General features: G+C 66.5%; 12 protein-coding genes and 1 tRNA gene. 6 read left to right on the top strand and 7 right to left on the bottom strand.

Annotated features, from left to right (window positions below):
* Positions 1-4: 4 nt before the first annotated feature.
* Positions 5-628 carry a helix-turn-helix domain-containing protein gene (locus NNI01S_RS21270; protein ID WP_063021998.1) on the bottom strand — a complete coding sequence of 208 codons (624 nt, stop codon included), beginning with the start codon at positions 626-628 and terminating at the stop codon, positions 5-7.
* 171 nt (positions 629-799) lie between these two features.
* Here NNI01S_RS21270 and NNI01S_RS21275 point away from each other — a divergent pair, with 171 nt between their 5' ends.
* Positions 800-1,678, top strand: coding sequence for an IclR family transcriptional regulator (locus tag NNI01S_RS21275; protein ID WP_245676314.1), 879 nt, complete (start codon positions 800-802; stop codon positions 1,676-1,678).
* A gap of 723 nt (positions 1,679-2,401) precedes the next feature.
* Here the strand turns inward: NNI01S_RS21275 and NNI01S_RS21280 are convergent.
* The 5 genes from NNI01S_RS21280 to NNI01S_RS21305 form a co-directional block, all read right to left on the bottom strand.
* A complete protein-coding gene (locus NNI01S_RS21280; RefSeq protein ID WP_157114897.1) occupies positions 2,402-3,454 on the bottom strand; it encodes a site-specific integrase in 1,053 nt (350 codons plus the stop codon).
* 85 nt (positions 3,455-3,539) lie between these two features.
* Positions 3,540-3,968: a hypothetical protein gene (locus NNI01S_RS33710; protein ID WP_063021889.1), complete on the bottom strand. Its 429-nt coding sequence runs from the start codon at positions 3,966-3,968 to the stop codon at positions 3,540-3,542.
* Positions 3,969-4,312: 344 nt separating this feature from the next.
* Positions 4,313-4,397: transfer RNA gene (locus NNI01S_RS21290), tRNA-Leu, on the bottom strand.
* A gap of 423 nt (positions 4,398-4,820) precedes the next feature.
* A complete protein-coding gene (locus tag NNI01S_RS21300) occupies positions 4,821-5,306 on the bottom strand; it encodes a nucleoside deaminase (protein ID WP_063021891.1) in 486 nt (161 codons plus the stop codon).
* A gap of 72 nt (positions 5,307-5,378) precedes the next feature.
* Positions 5,379-5,684, bottom strand: coding sequence for a hypothetical protein (locus NNI01S_RS21305; RefSeq protein WP_063021892.1), 306 nt, complete (start codon positions 5,682-5,684; stop codon positions 5,379-5,381).
* A 340-nt stretch (positions 5,685-6,024) separates the two neighbouring features.
* On the opposite strand from NNI01S_RS21305, the gene NNI01S_RS21310 reads away from it, so the two are divergent.
* Positions 6,025-11,490, top strand: coding sequence for an ATP-binding protein (locus NNI01S_RS21310; RefSeq protein ID WP_063021893.1), 5,466 nt, complete (start codon positions 6,025-6,027; stop codon positions 11,488-11,490).
* Between the two features lie 95 nt (positions 11,491-11,585).
* Here NNI01S_RS21310 and NNI01S_RS21315 read toward each other — a convergent pair whose 3' ends face one another.
* A complete protein-coding gene (locus NNI01S_RS21315; RefSeq protein WP_063021999.1) occupies positions 11,586-11,990 on the bottom strand; it encodes an SHOCT domain-containing protein in 405 nt (134 codons plus the stop codon).
* A 472-nt stretch (positions 11,991-12,462) separates the two neighbouring features.
* Between NNI01S_RS21315 and NNI01S_RS21320 the strand changes: the two genes are divergently transcribed.
* The 4 genes from NNI01S_RS21320 (at position 12,463) to NNI01S_RS21335 (ending at position 16,150) form a co-directional block, all read left to right on the top strand.
* The gene (locus tag NNI01S_RS21320) at positions 12,463-13,023 is read left to right on the top strand and encodes a hypothetical protein (protein WP_063021894.1); all 561 of its coding nucleotides are present in this window, start codon (positions 12,463-12,465) and stop codon (positions 13,021-13,023) included.
* A gap of 17 nt (positions 13,024-13,040) precedes the next feature.
* Positions 13,041-14,375, top strand: a complete 1,335-nt coding sequence (locus NNI01S_RS21325) for a Dyp-type peroxidase (protein WP_063021895.1) — start codon at positions 13,041-13,043, stop codon at positions 14,373-14,375.
* Positions 14,372-15,388 (top strand): hypothetical protein, encoded by a 1,017-nt coding sequence (locus tag NNI01S_RS21330; protein ID WP_063021896.1) that lies wholly within the window; start codon positions 14,372-14,374, stop codon positions 15,386-15,388. The genes NNI01S_RS21325 and NNI01S_RS21330 overlap by 4 nt, the downstream gene beginning before the upstream one ends.
* 63 nt (positions 15,389-15,451) lie before the next feature.
* Positions 15,452-16,150 (top strand): rhomboid-like protein, encoded by a 699-nt coding sequence (locus tag NNI01S_RS21335; protein WP_245676315.1) that lies wholly within the window; start codon positions 15,452-15,454, stop codon positions 16,148-16,150.
* The last annotated feature ends 36 nt before the right edge of the window (positions 16,151-16,186 follow it).

Raw genomic sequence — 16,186 nt, forward strand, 5'->3', positions numbered from 1 at the left:
GCCCTCAGCTCACTTCTTCGATCTTGTTTCCGGCGGCGGTGTCGCTGAACTGGCGTACCTGGGGCACCGTCGTCACCATGTGCACCACCGCGCGGTCGCTCAGACAGACGTACAGGTGTGGCACGTCGCCGGGAAATCGCACGAAATCACCCGCGGCGAGTTCCACCGGATCGTTCACCGGTCCGGTCCGGATTTTCCCTCTCACCACGTACAGGTGGTGCAGCGTTCCGAGTGAGTGCCCGTCGATGATCTCGGGTTGCTTGCCCGAGCGCTCGAAGCGCAGCATGAGGGTGCGCACGTAGCCCGACCCGTAGACCTCGTCGAGCAGCCGCTCGGAGCGGGTGCCCTCCGCCGTCCACGTGCTGTCCGCGCCGCGTTGCACGTAGACCGGGGTTCCCCACTCGGTGAGCAGCCGCCGCGCCGACACGTTCAGCGCGCCGCCCAGCAGCGCGAGCGTCTCCACAGTCGGATTCCCCGCCCCCTGCTCGATTTTCGACAGCGTCTGCTTGGATAACCCCGACCTCCGGGCCAGTTCGCCCAGGGTCATGGAGCGCTCTCTGCGGTAGCGCCGGACGTTCCGAGCGACCAGCTCGTTCTCGCTGGCCTGGGCGTCACTTCTGGAGTTCATTTCGTCATTCTCAGCGAACACCGGGGGTGTCTCAAGTCGGTCCTCGGTGTCACTTTTAATATTGATATCGTCATCTTGACTAGCACCTCGGGGGTCCGCACGATAGAGGTCACGGATGGCCGACCGGCCATCGGAGCTGGGACACCTGGGAGTACGACCATGCCGGGAACCATGAGCGCGCGCGATGACCGGGCCGCCGTCGACAAGGCTGTGAGCCTTCTCGTCGCACTCGGCGATCACCGCCCATCCGGGACCGGCGTCAGCGAACTCGCCCGACGCACCGGACTGAGCAAGTCGACCGCTTTCCGCGTCCTCGGCGTGCTGGAACGCAACGCGGTGGTCGAACGGGTCGGGACCGGCTACCGGCTGGGCACCACGATGCGGCATCTGGGCCGCGCCGGTCAGCCGGCCGAGTACGACCACCTGCGCGACCTGCTGCTGCCCTTCCTGGCCGATCTCTACGAGATGTCGCACCACACTGTGCATCTCGGCGTCCTGTCCGGCACCGAGGTGGTGTACCTGGCCAAGTTGTACGGCCACCGCAGCATCCCCGCGCCCTCCCGGATCGGGGGCAGGCTGCCCGCCCACCTAACCGCCATCGGCAAGGTCCTGCTCGCCTACGACCCAGAGGCCGCGAGGGCGGCCGCCGCTCGCCCGCTGGTGGCCGCCACTCCGCACAGCATCACCGACCCAGGGATCCTCACCTCGCAGCTCGCGGAGATCCGGCGCACCGGGCTCTCCTTCGACCGCCAGGAGAGCCGGCTCGGGCTCAGCTGCGTCGCGGCGCCCGTGCTCGGCCGCAACGGCACCGTGGTGGCGGCCTTCTCGGTATCCGCACCACATCGCAGCGTCGATCCCGCGTCCTTCGGCCCGGGCCTGCGCCGCCTCGGCGCAGCCGCTACGCGCGCGATCACCGGCCGTCGGCCACCGGTACTCCCGGGCAACGGCGATGCCCGCCACGCAGCCGCATCCCGCACCTCTCGCCCGGCTCGCCGGAGCACGGACCGTTCCGCGCATGAGCATCCTGTCCGGGAGACGGCGCCCGCGTGATGACGGAGGGGGCTCGGCTCACCCGATGCTCACGAGCTTCGCAAAAGGGCCGTTCGGTAGGCAATCTCGCTGAAGGGGAGGACGGCACCGGACCGTTCCCGTCCCTTCTGAGCGCCACGACTCTCGGGCCGTCGTGTGAAAGGACCCCACATTGCCTGCGAACCACCGTGGTCAGGAGAATTACGAATGACGATCACGGACGCATGTATTCTGCGCCACCGGCGTTCGGCCGAGTCCCCCGCCGGGCTGCCGAATACTCGGCTGGATCTCCTCACGATCTCGACCGATGAAGGCAGCAAAGGTCACACATTCGTCAGCGCGCCGGGCTGTCGGCGGAACGTGAAAGATTTGCGTTCCGTTGACACCGGGCACGGGGCGAATGCGTGTTCCGGCGCATGATCTCGGCGACGTCGTCTGCGGATCGGTGACGGCGACGCGCAGGAGCACCTAATCGAGGACGGTGGTGACGCCGTCACCACCGCACGGGTGACGCCGTCTCCACAATCCCGTTACCTTCGGTACCGAAATGCAGCGACATGTTGTGAACCTGCATGTGAGAAGCAGGTCAGATGTCACCGGAAAGCCGCTGACCAGCGTGTTTCCGGGCGGCCGGGCGGAGGGATCGACACCCCACTTCCCGTCTGTGGCATCGCCATGGTGGCCTCGATCTAAAGGCCGCAACGAAGAGTGAGCCAGAGCCGTCTTCTGATAGACCTTGATGTACTACGGCTCGGAGAGCCCAGGAAATGGGCCCCGCGCGAGTAGGTGTTCTTCTCCGGTGAGCGATTGCAGTGCTCGGGCGACGTCGTAGATGCCGGGGCGGTTGTAGGGGAAGAGGGTGTTTCTGCCTTTGCGCCGCTGGTGGCCTCCGTAGGCGCGGGAGATTGCTTTGCCGAACTGCCGTTCTACGTAGTTCAGTGTGGTGTATCGGATTCGGGTGACGGTGACGCGTTCTTCGACGGCCCAGGGCAGATGCTTGCGGAATCGGTTGTGGAGGTTGTCGTAGCGGCGGTATGTGATCGGTTGGCCGGTGTGGTCGCGCAGTACTTGGGTTGTGGTGCGGGGGCCGCCGCGGGTGTCGATGTGTTCGAGCAGATGCTGCAGAAGGGTGGGGGAGATGGGTTGCCAGCGCAGATCGCCTGATTCGTCGCGCAGGCGCAGGGTGCAGTCTTCTTGGATGATGTCGCCGATGTGCAGGTGTAGTGGGCTGCGGCGGTGACAGGCTGTCTCCATGTGCAGGCGCACGATCAGTCCGTAGAGTTCTCGGTCGTTGCCGGTTGTTTCCGCAACGTCGGCGAGTTCGTGCAGGCGCTCGATGCTCAGCGGCAGTTTGGATCGGCGCGATTGGGGCGGCCTGGGGACTTGGCGAGCCGTGTTGTGCGAGGGGTCGATCAGTCCGTCGTACTCGGCGAAACGGTACAGGCAGCGCAGAGCGTCGACCAGACCGCCAGCGCCACCGCTGCCTGTTGCGTTGAATCTCGAGGCAGCGCGGTTCTGGTGTTTTTTCACCAGTTCGGTGATGTCTGCGATGGTGGGCTCGTTGAGGCGTCGGTCGCCCCATGCCTGTTCGACCAGCTTCCAGTAGCCGCTGTAGGTGTTGCGGGAGCCAGCGGGCACAGATTCGGAAACCCGGGAGATGTACTCGCCGACGGTCGGCATGGGCCGTTGCTCCTGCTCGGCGTGGACGACGATGTGTTCCAGTCGTTCGATGGTTCGTCGTAGGTGTTCAGGTAGCTTGTCAGGCTTCATGCTGTCCTGTGCAGTCGGTTCGGTCACCCGAGCGGTGAGTTGTCGCCGGGGCGGTGAAGTGCAGGTAGTGGCCGGAAAGCCGCGTGGTCGAGGCGACTCGGGCCTAGCGATTTCATCGAGTCCATAGGTGCGGGTGTTGGCGCTGCACCATGAGATGCATGCTGGTGGGCGGATAGAGCACCAGGAGCCGTTGTTCGGGTGCGGCGACAGCCAGTAGCCGGTCACCGGACTGGATGCGGTAGCAGCGGCGGACCTCAGCCGGCAGATGCAGATGATGCTGGGATGTCACCGAATAGGGACCATCGCCGCACTCGGTCACGACGATCACCTCATCGACCACCTCGATCGCCACAGCCTGATTCGGCTCCCAGCCAAGCCTTTTCAGTGGCGAGCTGTCGGCTAAGCGACCGTTGCCGCCGATGGTGGTCACCGTGTAGTACAACGCCGCAGCGTCCTCGGGCACAACAGGTGGTCCCGGCTTGCGGAACGGGCGGAACACCGGCTGCCGGTCGCTGACGGGATCGGCGGGCTTGGAGTTCATGCCCCCGTACATTCGGGAATCGACTGGCCAGTTCACGCGTCTCCTCGTCGACCGAGATCATCGGATGAATCCCCCACAGCGCTGCCACCGACAGGCAGCGCTCCTCCAGCATCCAGGCACCCCGAAGCCTGGTCAACCGATACAAACCCCCATCGGGCACGGTCCGATGCCGGCGACCGCTTGCCGACTTCGCGGATGTGTCCGGGCAAGTCTTCAAACACCCCAACAGGGCATCCATGCCCTGAAACAGAGCAGAAAAGGCCGGAACATGTGCGAGAACACACACTCGGAGCAACAAAAAACACGCATTCAGTGCATAGATGCACTGAATGCGTGTTTTTTCGTGTCCGGAGGGGGACTTGAACCCCCACGCCCGATAAAGGGCACTAGCACCTCAAGCTAGCGCGTCTGCCATTCCGCCACCCGGACCGGTGTGCTCAGCAAGATTATCGGATCGCTCCGCGTGGACCAAATCGCGGCTGGACCTGCGGATTCTCGGAGTGGATCGATGGGGAGCTGCGTGGGTCGCCGTGACGGTGTCAGCTGTGTGCGGTGCCGATCCATTGGTGTGCGCGATCGCGTTCTGGCGGTTCGGCTCTGCGGTTACAGAATGGTCGGTGTCGGAGGCCTCGCCACACATTTCGGAGGTGCCGGCAAGACGCGGCGATCAGCAGGATCTGCTGGATCACCTGCCGAAGTGGTTCGGCGTCGCCGTCGGCTGAGCGTGCCTGCACAATGATCATGTCCCGCGGGCTGGGATTCGGCGGATCCATGGCTCCACGGGTTTAACGGTCACCTGCGGCTCGTGCTCGGCGACCCACAGGACGGGATCGAACATGCGGAAGTCCGCGGCTACCGCAGGTGCGGGAAGCGTGCACGGTGGAGAGCCTTGATCGAGTCGGCGAGTTCGGCGACCGGCCCGTCGACCACGGCGTCCGGCACGACTTCGGTGATCGGCAGCGCCGCGACCGGGGCACGCGGGACGCCCCACTCCGCCAGCCAGGAGACGAGCTGACCGGAGGACACGGCGTACACGATCCGGCCGAGGCCGACCCATCCGTGGCTCGCCGCGCACATGGGGCAGTGCTCGCCGGAGGTATAGACGGTGGCCGCGGCCCGCTCGTCGGGCGGCAGATGGGCCGCTGACCACCGCGATATCTCGAACTCGGGATGTCGGGTGGCGTCACCGGCCTTGATCCGGTTGCGGTCTTCGAAGAGCACCTTCCCTTCGGCTGAAACCAGGAGCGAGCCGAAAGGCTCGTCTCCGTCCTCCAGCGCCTCGCGGGCGAGTTCGATGCCGCGGCGCAGGTGCGAAAGGTCGGCGGCTGTGATGGTCATGGAATCCTCCGCTGGGGAAGCGAATGGGCCTTGCCGAATCGGCAAGGCCCATTCGCCGACGCGGTCGAGCGGCTACGGCGCCGGCGCAGGTCCGCATTCCTTGCCCATCACGTCGGGAAGATGAGCCCATCCGGACGAGCAGCTCACGACCTCGCCACCGTTCACCATGAACGGCTGCGTGATCTCTCCGCTCATCGGCGCACCGTTCGCCGCCGTGCACTCCAGAGCGGTCACCCTGCCTTCCCACACCGGCGAGTGCGACGAACAGTTGTAGCTCCACATCTCCTGCGCGGAGGCGGTCGGCGGACAGAACAACAGTGCCGCCGCGGCGGCGAGGAAGGGGGGAAGACCCAGACGAATGCGACGTGTGGCTTTCATGACGATCTCCTTGTCCTGGTTCCGTGCGGTCTGAATCGGTAACCGTCCCGGACGGGTCGTCCGAGCGGTAGCGAGCAGAAACTGCGTGGTTGCTCAGGAGAGAACGTGCACACTGCGCCAGGAACGATACGCGTGGGTAGCAAGCCTCGTTACGGAATGCCGGATGCTGTGATCATCCGGATGCGACGGCCGCTCACCGGGGCCTCGAGCGGATTATTTCTCGACTACGTGCGGGTAACACCCACACGCTGTACAGATATTCGGGTTAAGGGTGCACACTCGCGAGACCGGGGTCGCACACTCGAGTGGGCCAATGCTTAGGACAGGAAGGAGCTGGCGAGTGTTCAGCCGCATCGCCATCGTGAATCGGGGAGAGGCGGCCATGCGCCTCATCCACGCCGTCCGAGATCTGGCTGCGGAGACCGCGCTGCCGATCGAAACCGTCGCACTGCACACCGATGTGGACCGCACCGCGACGTTCGTGCGGGAAGCCGACATCGCCTACGACCTCGGTCCGGCGTCCGAGCGCCCGTACCTGGACCTGAAGGCGCTCGAGCGCGCCCTGGTGGCGACCGGCGCCGATGCCGCCTGGGTCGGCTGGGGCTTCGTCGCGGAGGACCCGGCGTTCGCGGAGTTGTGCGAACAGATCGGCGTCACCTTCATCGGCCCCAGCCCGGATGCCATGCGCAAGCTCGGCGACAAGATCGGCGCCAAGCTGATCGCCGAAGAGGTCGGCGTGCCGGTCGCGCCCTGGAGCCGCGGCCCGGTCGAGACCGTGGACGCCGCACTGGCATCGGCCGCCGAGATCGGCTACCCGCTGATGCTGAAGGCCACCGCGGGCGGCGGTGGGCGCGGTATCCGGGTGATCACGAACGAGGCCGAACTCGTCGACGCCTACGAGCGCACCCGCCAGGAGGCCGCGCGGGCATTCGGCAGCGGCGTGGTCTTCCTGGAACGGCTCGTCACCGGTGCCCGGCACGTCGAGGTCCAGGTCATCGCCGACGGCCAGGGGACGGCGTGGGCGCTGGGTGTCCGTGACTGCTCGGTGCAGCGGCGCAACCAGAAGATCATCGAGGAGTCGGCCTCACCGGTGCTCCGTCCGGAGCAGGCCGCAGAACTGAAGGCCTCGGCGGAACGGCTGGCGATCGCGGTGGGTTATCGCGGCGCGGCGACCGTGGAGTTCCTCTATCACCCCGGTGACCAGCTGTTCGCGTTCCTCGAGGTCAACACCCGACTGCAGGTCGAGCACCCGATCACCGAATCCACCACCGGGTTCGACCTGGTCCGGGCGCAACTGCTGGTCGCCTCCGGAGGAAGGCTCGAGGGCGAGCCCCCGGCCGAACGCGGGCACGCCATCGAGGCCCGGCTCAACGCCGAAGACCCCGACCGCGACTTTGCGCCCGCCCCGGGCCGCATCGCGCGGCTGAACCTGCCTGCCGGGCCGGGCATCCGCGTCGACACCGGCGTCAGCGAGGGCGACACGATTCCCGCCGACTTCGACTCGATGATCGCCAAGATCATCGCCTACGGCCGTGATCGCGACGAGGCGCTGGGCCGGTTGCGCAGGGCGGTGGCGCAGACGCGGGTAGTCATCGAAGGCGGCGCGACGAACAAGAGCTTCGTGCTCGACCTGCTCGACCAGCCCGAGGTGATCGACGCCAGCGCCGACACCGGCTGGATCGACCGCGTCCGCGGCGAGGGCCGCCTCGTCACGCATCGCCACTCGGCGGTCGCGCTGGCCGCCGCCGCGATCGAGGCCTACGAGGAAGAAGAGCGCGTCCAGCGGCATCGGTTGCTGTCCACCGCCGCGGGCGGGCGTCCTCAGGTCCAGCACGAGAGCGGCAGGCCGCTCGACCTGAAGCTGCGCGGCGCGGGCTACCGTGTGCGCGTCGCGCGCATCGGCGCCCACCGGTTCCGGATCGGAATCGAGACCGGCGGCGATATCCACACGGCCGATGTCGACCTCGAGCGCTTCGATCGGCACACCGGGCAGATCGTGGTCAACGGCTCTCGCTACCGCTTGACCATCGGCACGCACGGGCCGATCCACCTCATCGACGTCGACGGTGTCACCCATCGAATCAGCCGCGACGAGGGCGGTGTCGTCCGTTCCCCCGCGCCCGCGCTGGTCGTCGGCACGCCGCTGGAGGTCGGTGCCGAGGTGGAGGCCGGCGCTCCGGTGCTCGTGCTGGAGAGCATGAAGATGGAAACGGTGCTGCGCGCGCCGTTCCGCGCTCGGCTGAAGGAGTGCGGTGTCTCCGTCGGGACGCAGGTGGAGACCGGTGCGCCGCTGCTGCGGTTGGAGCCGCTCGGCGAAGACGACGAGGCCGAGGACACCACGGCGACCGAGTCGGTGGAGCTGGACCTGCCCGGCTTGCCCGCCCAGGTCCGCCCGCACGAGCGCACCGCCCGCGGTCAGCAGGACCTGCGCAGTCTGCTGCTCGGGTTCGACGTCGACCCGCACGACGATCGCCGGGTGCTCGACGAATACCTCACCGCGCGCCGGGCCGCCATCGCGGACAACCGCAGGCCGCTGGCCGAGGAACTCGAACTCGTGCAAGTGTTCGCCGACCTCGCCGAACTGTCGCACAACCGGTCCTGGGACGAGGACGGCGGCCAAGGCCACGTGCACAGCGCCCGCGAGTACTTCCACACCTATCTGCAGAGCCTCGACGTCGAGCGGGCCGGGCTGCCCGAGTCGTATCAGGCCAAGCTCGCCAAGGCGCTCGGGCACTACGGAGTCACCGAGCTGGACCGCTCACCCGACCTCGAGGCCGCGGTCTTCCGGATCTTCCTCGCTCAGCAGCGCCCGTCCGACACCGTCGAGGTCATCACCACGCTGCTGCGCGAGTGGCTGCAGGAGCCGGTTCCGGACCGGGCGCTGCGCGAACCCGTAGGCCTCGTGCTGGAGCGGCTCGTGGCCACGACGCAGGTCCGCTTCCCCGTGATCGCCGACCTCACCCGCGGCCTGGTGTTCGCCTGGTACGGCCAGCCATTGCTGCGGCGTAACCGCGCACGGGTCTACACCAATGTCCGCAGGCACTTGCGCCACCTGGACGCGAACCCGGGCTCCCCCGATCGGGCCGAGCGCATCTCCGACATGGTGCGCAGCACGGAACCGCTGGTACGACTGCTCGGCCAGCGGCTGGAACGCGGCTACCCGGACCACACGGTCATGCTGGAAGTGCTGACCCGCCGGTACTACGGCAACAAGGGACTCACCGGCGTTCGCACCCACGAGGTGGGCGGCTGCACGTTCGTGATCGCCGAGCGAGCCGGCTCGAGCCTGGTGTCCACCGCGGTGAGTTTCGACGCGCTCGACACCGCGCTGCGCGGGCTCACCGAACTGGCCGCGAGCGCCGCGTCCATCGACGCCGACATCTACCTCAGCTGGGAGAAGCAGCCCGGCGACTTCGACGCGATGGCGGCGGCGCTGCACGAGGTCATCGCCACCCACCAGTGGCCGAACCAGGTGCACCGCATCACCGCCACGGTCGCGGGCAGCGGCGGCGCGGTGATGCACCACCACTTCACCTTCCGCCCGTCGGCCACCGGCATGGCGGAGGAGCGGCTGATCCGCGGCCTGCACCCCTACATCGCGCAGCGGATGCAGCTGGAGCGGCTGCGCAAGTTCGACCTCACCAGGCTGCCGTCCTCGGACGACGACGAGATCTACCTGTTCCGGTGCGTCGCGAAGGAGAACCCGGCCGACGATCGCCTCATCGCGTTCGCGCAGGTCCGTGACCTGGCGGCGCTGCGCGAGCACGACGGCAGGCTGCTCGCCCTGCCCACGGCGGAGAGCACCATCGCCACCTGCGTCGACTCGATCCGCCGGGCGCAGTCGCAGCGGCCGTCGGCGAAACGCTTCAACACCAACCGCATCGTGATGTACATCTGGCCGCCGATCGATGTCACTCGCGCCGAGCTGGAGACGATCGGCGGGCACGTGCTGCCGACCGCCGCGGGCGCCGGGCTGGAGGAGATCCTGCTCATCGCGCGGCAGCGGGACCCGGAGACGGGTGAGCTGGCCAAGATCGCCGTCCGCATCACGTTCAGCGCCACCGGCGGCACCGACGTGACCGTCGGCGAGCCCACCGACGAGCCGGTCGAGCCGCTGGACGAATACCGGCAGAAGGTGCTGCGGGCGAGCAGCCGCAACACCGTGTACCCGTACGAGCTGACCGGTCTGCTCGGTGATTTCGCCGAGTACGACCTCGACGACCACCACGCGCTGGTGCCGGTCGACCGGCCCAAGGGACGCAACACCGCGGCGATCGTCGCGGGCGTGGTCACCACGCGGACCGAGCGGCATCCGCAAGGCGTCACCCGGGTGGTGCTGCTCGGTGATCCGACCAAGTCGCTGGGCGCGCTGTCGGAGCCGGAGTGCCGGCGCGTGATCGCCGCGATGGACCTGGCCGAACGGATGCAGGTGCCGTTGGAGTGGTACGCGTTGTCCTCCGGCGCCCGGATCTCGATGCGGTCCGGCACGGAGAACATGGACTGGGTGGCGGCGGCGCTCAAGCGCATCGTCGAGTTCACCCAGGACGGCGGCGAGATCAACATCGTTGTCGCGGGCATCAACGTCGGTGCGCAGCCGTACTGGAACGCCGAGGCGACGATGCTCATGCACACCAAGGGCATCCTGGTGATGACGCCCGAGTCCGCGATGGTGCTGACCGGCAAGCAGGCGCTGGATTTCTCCGGCGGTGTGTCGGCCGAGGACAACTTCGGCATCGGCGGCTACGACCGCGTGATGGGCCCCAACGGGCAGGCGCAGTACTGGGCGCCGAACCTGACCGCCGCGCGAGACGTGTTGATGGCGCACTACGACCACACCTACGTCGCGCCCGGCGAGCACGCGCCGCGGCGAGCGCAGACCAGCGACCCCTTCGATCGCGATGTCTCCGACTTCCCGCATGTCGCGGCGGACAGCGATTTCACGACGGTCGGCGAGATCTTCTCCACCGCCAAGAACCGGGACCGCAAGAAGCCGTTCGACATCCGTACCGTGATGCGTGCCCTGTCCGACCAGGACCACCCGGTGCTGGAACGCTGGGCGGGCATGGCCGACGCCGAGACCGCGGTGGTGCAGGACGCGCATGTCGGCGGCATCCCGGTGTGCCTGTTGGGCATCGAGTCGCGGGGTGTCCCGCGACGCGGCTTCCCGTCCACCGACGGGCCCGACACCTACACCGCGGGCACGCTGTTCCCACGGTCGTCGAAGAAGGCCGCGCGGGCGATCAACGCGGCCAGTGGCAACCGCCCGCTGGTCGTCCTGGCGAACCTGTCCGGTTTCGACGGCTCGCCCGAATCGATGCGGAAGCTGCAGCTCGAGTACGGCGCCGAAATCGGGCGCGCGATCGTCAACTTCCGCGGCCCCATCGTGTTCTGCGTGATCTCCCGGTATCACGGCGGCGCGTTCGTGGTGTTCTCGAAGGCGCTGAACCCGAACATGACCGTGCTCGCGCTGGAGGGCTCGTTCGCCTCGGTGCTCGGTGGCGCTCCGGCCGCCGCGGTGGTGTTCGCCGGTGAGGTCGACACCCGCACCGCGGCCGATCCGCGGGTGCGGGACCTGGAGGCGCGCGCCGCGATCGCATCCGGCACCGAGCGCGCCTCGCTGACCGCGGAACTCGACGAGATCCGGTCGTCGGTCCGGACGGAGAAACTCGCCGATGTGGCTGCGGAATTCGACCGCGTGCACGATATCCGGCGTGCTGTCGAGGTCGGATCGGTCGACGCGATCATCCGCGCCTCCGAACTGCGTCCGCGCATCATCGAGGCCATCGAGGCGCGCCTGGGCGAGTGACCCGGCCGTTCGGACGGCGTGCCCGAAAGGCACATGACATCAGGCCCCGATCTCGGAGTACCGCCCTACAGCGGGTACCGGGTCGGGGCCTGGTGTCACCGGCCGCTGGGCGCGGTGTGGGCTTGCCCCAAGGCCTGAGCCTTCAGTTGCTCGAATTCCGCGTCGGTGATGACACCGGAATCGTGCAGGGCCTTCGCGTCGGCGATGCTTTCGGCGGGGGACTTACCCGCGACCTGCCGGATGTACTGATCGGTGGCTTGCTGGGCCTCGGCCTGCGCTCGTTGAGCGCGCAACGCCATGCCCCGCCCCCGCACGATCAGGTACACCAGCGCCGTGAGGTACGGGAAGATCACCAGGGCGATCACCCACACCGCTTTCGCGATGCCGGAGACGGAGTGGTCGCGGAACAGATCCACCAGAATCTGGAACAGCACGATCAAGTACGCCACGAAGGCGAACACGAGGATCGTGTACCACACGTAATCCCAGAACGAATCCATCTTGTGAACCTCCTCGGGCAGTTCTCCCGTATCGTTGCGGGGCTTCGGAGTCGACGCGGCATGAATCGGACCGCCGGTCGGCGCATGGAGCGAAAACAAACCTGCGTTTTTGCGGGTGGCCCGCATTGCGCTTCGCTGACGGCTATCGGTTCGGTTCGAAATTAATGAAGCGGCGGCGCGAGCGCCCGAAGAAATGCTGAGCATATGGTACACGGGTAACGAGCGTGGCCGAATGCAATTGTCGGCCGGTCGATACGGCGGATGCCGAAAGACACGATCATGCCGCCCTGTGGCTGCTAAACTCGCCGCGTATGGGCCGCCGCGAGCGGTCTTCGGTTATCCGAGCCGGCTCCGGCGCCGACCCGAGATGCGCCGCTGAAGACGGCAATCATAGTGATTCTATTCGATACCATATTGATTTCATTTCGGATTCGGCTCGGCTCGAACCATACGGCTGGAGACGGAGGCGGACATGACCACAGGCGACGGGGATTGGTCCAAGCCGGCCGCGATGGCCATCCCGAAGGAAGGGTATTTCGAGCTCGAGCAGGGACGTTACGGGCCGATCTTCCCTCGCACGCCGGCCAATTACGGCTTTTCGATCATCGCGAAGGTGAAACCCGGTCGCGAGGCCGCGATCCGGGAGTACGGTAAGCAGATCGAGGCCGCCGTCGAGGAAGACCCCACGGTGCTGGCGCCGCTGCGATTGCACTACCTGCGCTGGGTGCTGTTCGACCTCGGTGACGGGTTGTGTTTTCAGTACCAAGGAATCTTCGACACCGACTTCGACAAGTACGTCGAGGATGCTGTCGCCTTGTTCCTGTCGACCGGCATCACGACCGTCTTCGTAAATCTCGAGGGTTTCCCCGACGACTGGAGGACCAATACCGATGCGGTGGTCGACTTCTTCCGCAAGCATCAATGCCCCAGCTTCCTCGAGTACGGCGAGTACCCATACGTGACGGCGGACGAGATCAAGAAGGCATTGCGCGTGAAGGCGGCGTTCTCCGACATGCTCGACCAAATGCAGTAGCGCCACGAGGTCCGCTGATGCTCGAACTCGACGACATCCAGCACATTCTGCTGACCCGCGTCCCCGCGCTGACCGGACGCTACGAGTTCCTGTCGTTCGACGGTGCCACCAGCGGGCGGGCGTGGCTGTCGGCCATGGTGGACCGGGTGTCCTCGGCTGCCGACGCACAGCGCTCCGTGACCACCGACCGCCGATGGGTGACACTCGCGTTCACCTGGACCGGACTGCGCGCACTCGGTGTGCCCGAGCAGTCGCTGGCGACATTTCCCGACGAATTCCGGCAAGGCATGGCGGCACGCGCGGGCATCCTCGGCGACACCGGCCCGAATCACCCCGACCGCTGGGTCGGCGGATTGGCCGCGGACAACCTGCACGCGATCGCGATCCTATTCGCCCACGACGACGCCGAACGAGCTCGCTGCGTGCGCGCACACGACGAACTGGTCGCCCGCTGCCCAGGAGTGACAGTGTTGTCGTCCCTCGACGTGGCGGCCGTTCCGCCGCTGGATTACGCCCACGATCATTTCGGTTACCGCGACCGTTTGTCGCAGCCGGTGATCCAAGGCTCCGGTGAGCAGCCCACGCCGGGCACGGGTGCTCCGCTCGAGGCCGGGGAGTTCATTCTGGGATATCCGGACGAGGACGGCCCGCCGGTGGGACTGCCGCAACCGGAGGTCTTGTCGCGCAACGGCAGCTATATGGCCTACCGGCGCCTCCAGGAACACGTCGGGCGATTCCGCGAGTTCCTGGCCGAATACAGCGACAGCCCCGAGGAGCAGGAGTTGCTGGCCGCGAAGCTGATGGGCCGGTGGCGCAGCGGCGCACCCTTGGTGCTCGCCCCCGAGCAGGACGACCCCGAACTCGGGGCCGATATGCAGCGAAACAACGATTTCAACTACAAAGAGATGGACCCCTACGGGTATGCGGCGCCCTTGGGCTCGCACATCCGCAGGCTGAATCCCCGTGACACGGCCGCGAACATGCAACGCAGGCGGCTGATCCGCCGCGGCGCCACGTACGGACCGCACCTTCCGGAAGGCGTCCCCGAGGACGGCGCCGAGCGCGGAATCGCGGCTTTCGTGCTGTGCGCAAGTCTGGTGCGGCAGTTCGAATTCGCCCAGAACGTATGGATCAACGACAAATCGTTCCACGAACTCGGCAACGAGCGGGACCCGATCATCGGCAATCAAGACGGCACCCTGGAATACAAGATCCCCAAACGCCCGATCCGCAGGACCATCAAGGGGTTGCCGGCGTTCACAACTCTCCGAGGCGGCGCGTACTTCTTCCTGCCCGGTATTCGTGCCCTGCGCTACCTCTGCACTCTCACCGACGACGAGGTGGCACCATGAGCACCAGCACCCCGGCACGCACCTACAACCAATCCCAGCTGCCCCGCCCCTACACTCCCGGCAGACGCCGGTTGAGCATCTACTGGACCTGGAGCTACCCCTGGGAAGCCCAGCGCGACCCCGCCGCGCTGGACAACCGTTTCTCCACCATGACCGAAGTACGCCAAGCCGCTTGGCCGGCCTACGAGACGCCCGAGTACGACGCCGCGCATTTCCTGCAGGGGATCGCGGGAACGCTGGAGCTGTTCCACCGCTCCACGCTCCTTTTCCAGCAACTCGCCAGGGAGGCCACCGGTCACCCCGTCGCGGTCTTCCAGCGCATCGATCAAGCAGGGTTCGAACTACCGGTCGACGAACGCGTCCTCGCCGACACCGACACCCTCCTGATCTTCGGCCTCGATCACGTACTCGGTCAGGCAGAAGCCGGGCCCGACGAGATCGAAGCCATCGCCGAATGGCTGCGACGCGAAGACACCTGTCTGCTTCTGGCGCCACACCACGACGTCGGCTGCACCGACGATCTGCACCAGCGTCAAGTCGAATACGACCATCATGGCGACCCGCTCGTGCCACGCCAGCAACGCTTCAGCGCCTATACCCGCTCACTGATGAAGGCTCTCGACGTTCCGGTGCACAACATGTACGGCCTTCGCCCCGCCGTCGTGCCAGGGACGAAATCCATTGCGCCGTTGGCACCGTTCCGCGATTTGGACGACCTGCACCTGCTCGACAACGTCAGCACGTTCAACTTCCACCCACACCTCCCGCACTATCAGCTCACCAGACCCGCGAGCGAATCCCTGCGGCTGCTGGCACGGCAACCCGTCGACCTCGACCGGCCGCACCCCTTCACAGCCGAAGGCCACACCGAGTTCAACACGCTGATCTGGTTGCCGCCCAACGACCGGCGCGCAGGGGACATCGTCCTGATCGACTCCACCAACTTCACCACCTTGTTCGGAGGAACCGAAAGCCTCACCAACCTCTGGCGCAACCTCGCACTGATGAAATGACGGCACATCTCGGCTCGGCCCGCCGCCCGCATGCGCCCCGGATGGCAGAAGTAGGGGGTGACGATGAGTGACGTAACTGATGCCGACCACACACCACACCTGAGCACGACTGCCATGTGGCGTTACGTTCGCGGTGCTCCGTGGACATTCTCCTGGCTGGCATTGCTGTTGGTGACGACGATCGTTCAACACCTGGTGCCGCGCAGCGAGCTGCAGGACATACTGGGGGAGCGGTCCACCAATCTCCGTCACCTCGAATCCGACCCGGTGCACGTCCTCATCGCCAGTCTGCTGTGGATCGACGGCTATTTCTGGCTCCCCTACTTCTTTCTGTTCTGCGTCTTCCACGCTCCGGCGGAACGGTGGCTGGGCTCGTTTCGCTGGGCGATTGTCGGTCTCACCGCGCACGTCGGGGCCACCTACCTCAGCGAGGGAATACTCGCCCTTGCCATTCGCCACGGTTATGCCGATCCCGGAATGATCGACGCGCGCGACATCGGTGTCAGTTATTTTCTGGCCGGTATCATCGGGATTCTCACCTATCATCTGGCTCGCCCGTGGCGGTGGCTGTACCTCGGCGGGATCCTGGGGTGGTTCGCCGTTCCGCTGTTGATCCATCCGACCTTCACCGGTATCGGGCATTACTCGGCCATGCTGATCGGACTGACTGCCTACCCCATCACCCGTAGACGGAAGATGCCGGAGTGGAACCCGGCCGCCCTGTGGCGGCGACGGGTTCGCGTCCACCGACGCGGAGCCTAGGGATCGAGACGCGTAGGGCGAAGCGTTATCTCATCC

This window comes from Nocardia niwae NBRC 108934 = DSM 45340, assembly GCF_001613465.1.
In the GTDB taxonomy this organism is placed as follows: Bacteria; Actinomycetota; Actinomycetes; order Mycobacteriales; family Mycobacteriaceae; genus Nocardia; species Nocardia niwae.

Coding starts and splice junctions, on each gene's coding strand:
- NNI01S_RS21270 (WP_063021998.1), bottom strand. CDS start 628: ATGAACTCCAGAAGTGACGCCCAGGCCAGCGAGAACGAGCTGGTCGCT.
- NNI01S_RS21275 (WP_245676314.1), top strand. CDS start 800: ATGAGCGCGCGCGATGACCGGGCCGCCGTCGACAAGGCTGTGAGCCTT.
- NNI01S_RS33710 (WP_063021889.1), bottom strand. CDS start 3,968: ATGAACTCCAAGCCCGCCGATCCCGTCAGCGACCGGCAGCCGGTGTTC.
- NNI01S_RS21300 (WP_063021891.1), bottom strand. CDS start 5,306: ATGACCATCACAGCCGCCGACCTTTCGCACCTGCGCCGCGGCATCGAA.
- NNI01S_RS21305 (WP_063021892.1), bottom strand. CDS start 5,684: ATGAAAGCCACACGTCGCATTCGTCTGGGTCTTCCCCCCTTCCTCGCC.
- NNI01S_RS21315 (WP_063021999.1), bottom strand. CDS start 11,990: ATGGATTCGTTCTGGGATTACGTGTGGTACACGATCCTCGTGTTCGCC.
- NNI01S_RS21320 (WP_063021894.1), top strand. CDS start 12,463: ATGACCACAGGCGACGGGGATTGGTCCAAGCCGGCCGCGATGGCCATC.
- NNI01S_RS21325 (WP_063021895.1), top strand. CDS start 13,041: ATGCTCGAACTCGACGACATCCAGCACATTCTGCTGACCCGCGTCCCC.
- NNI01S_RS21330 (WP_063021896.1), top strand. CDS start 14,372: ATGAGCACCAGCACCCCGGCACGCACCTACAACCAATCCCAGCTGCCC.
- NNI01S_RS21335 (WP_245676315.1), top strand. CDS start 15,452: ATGAGTGACGTAACTGATGCCGACCACACACCACACCTGAGCACGACT.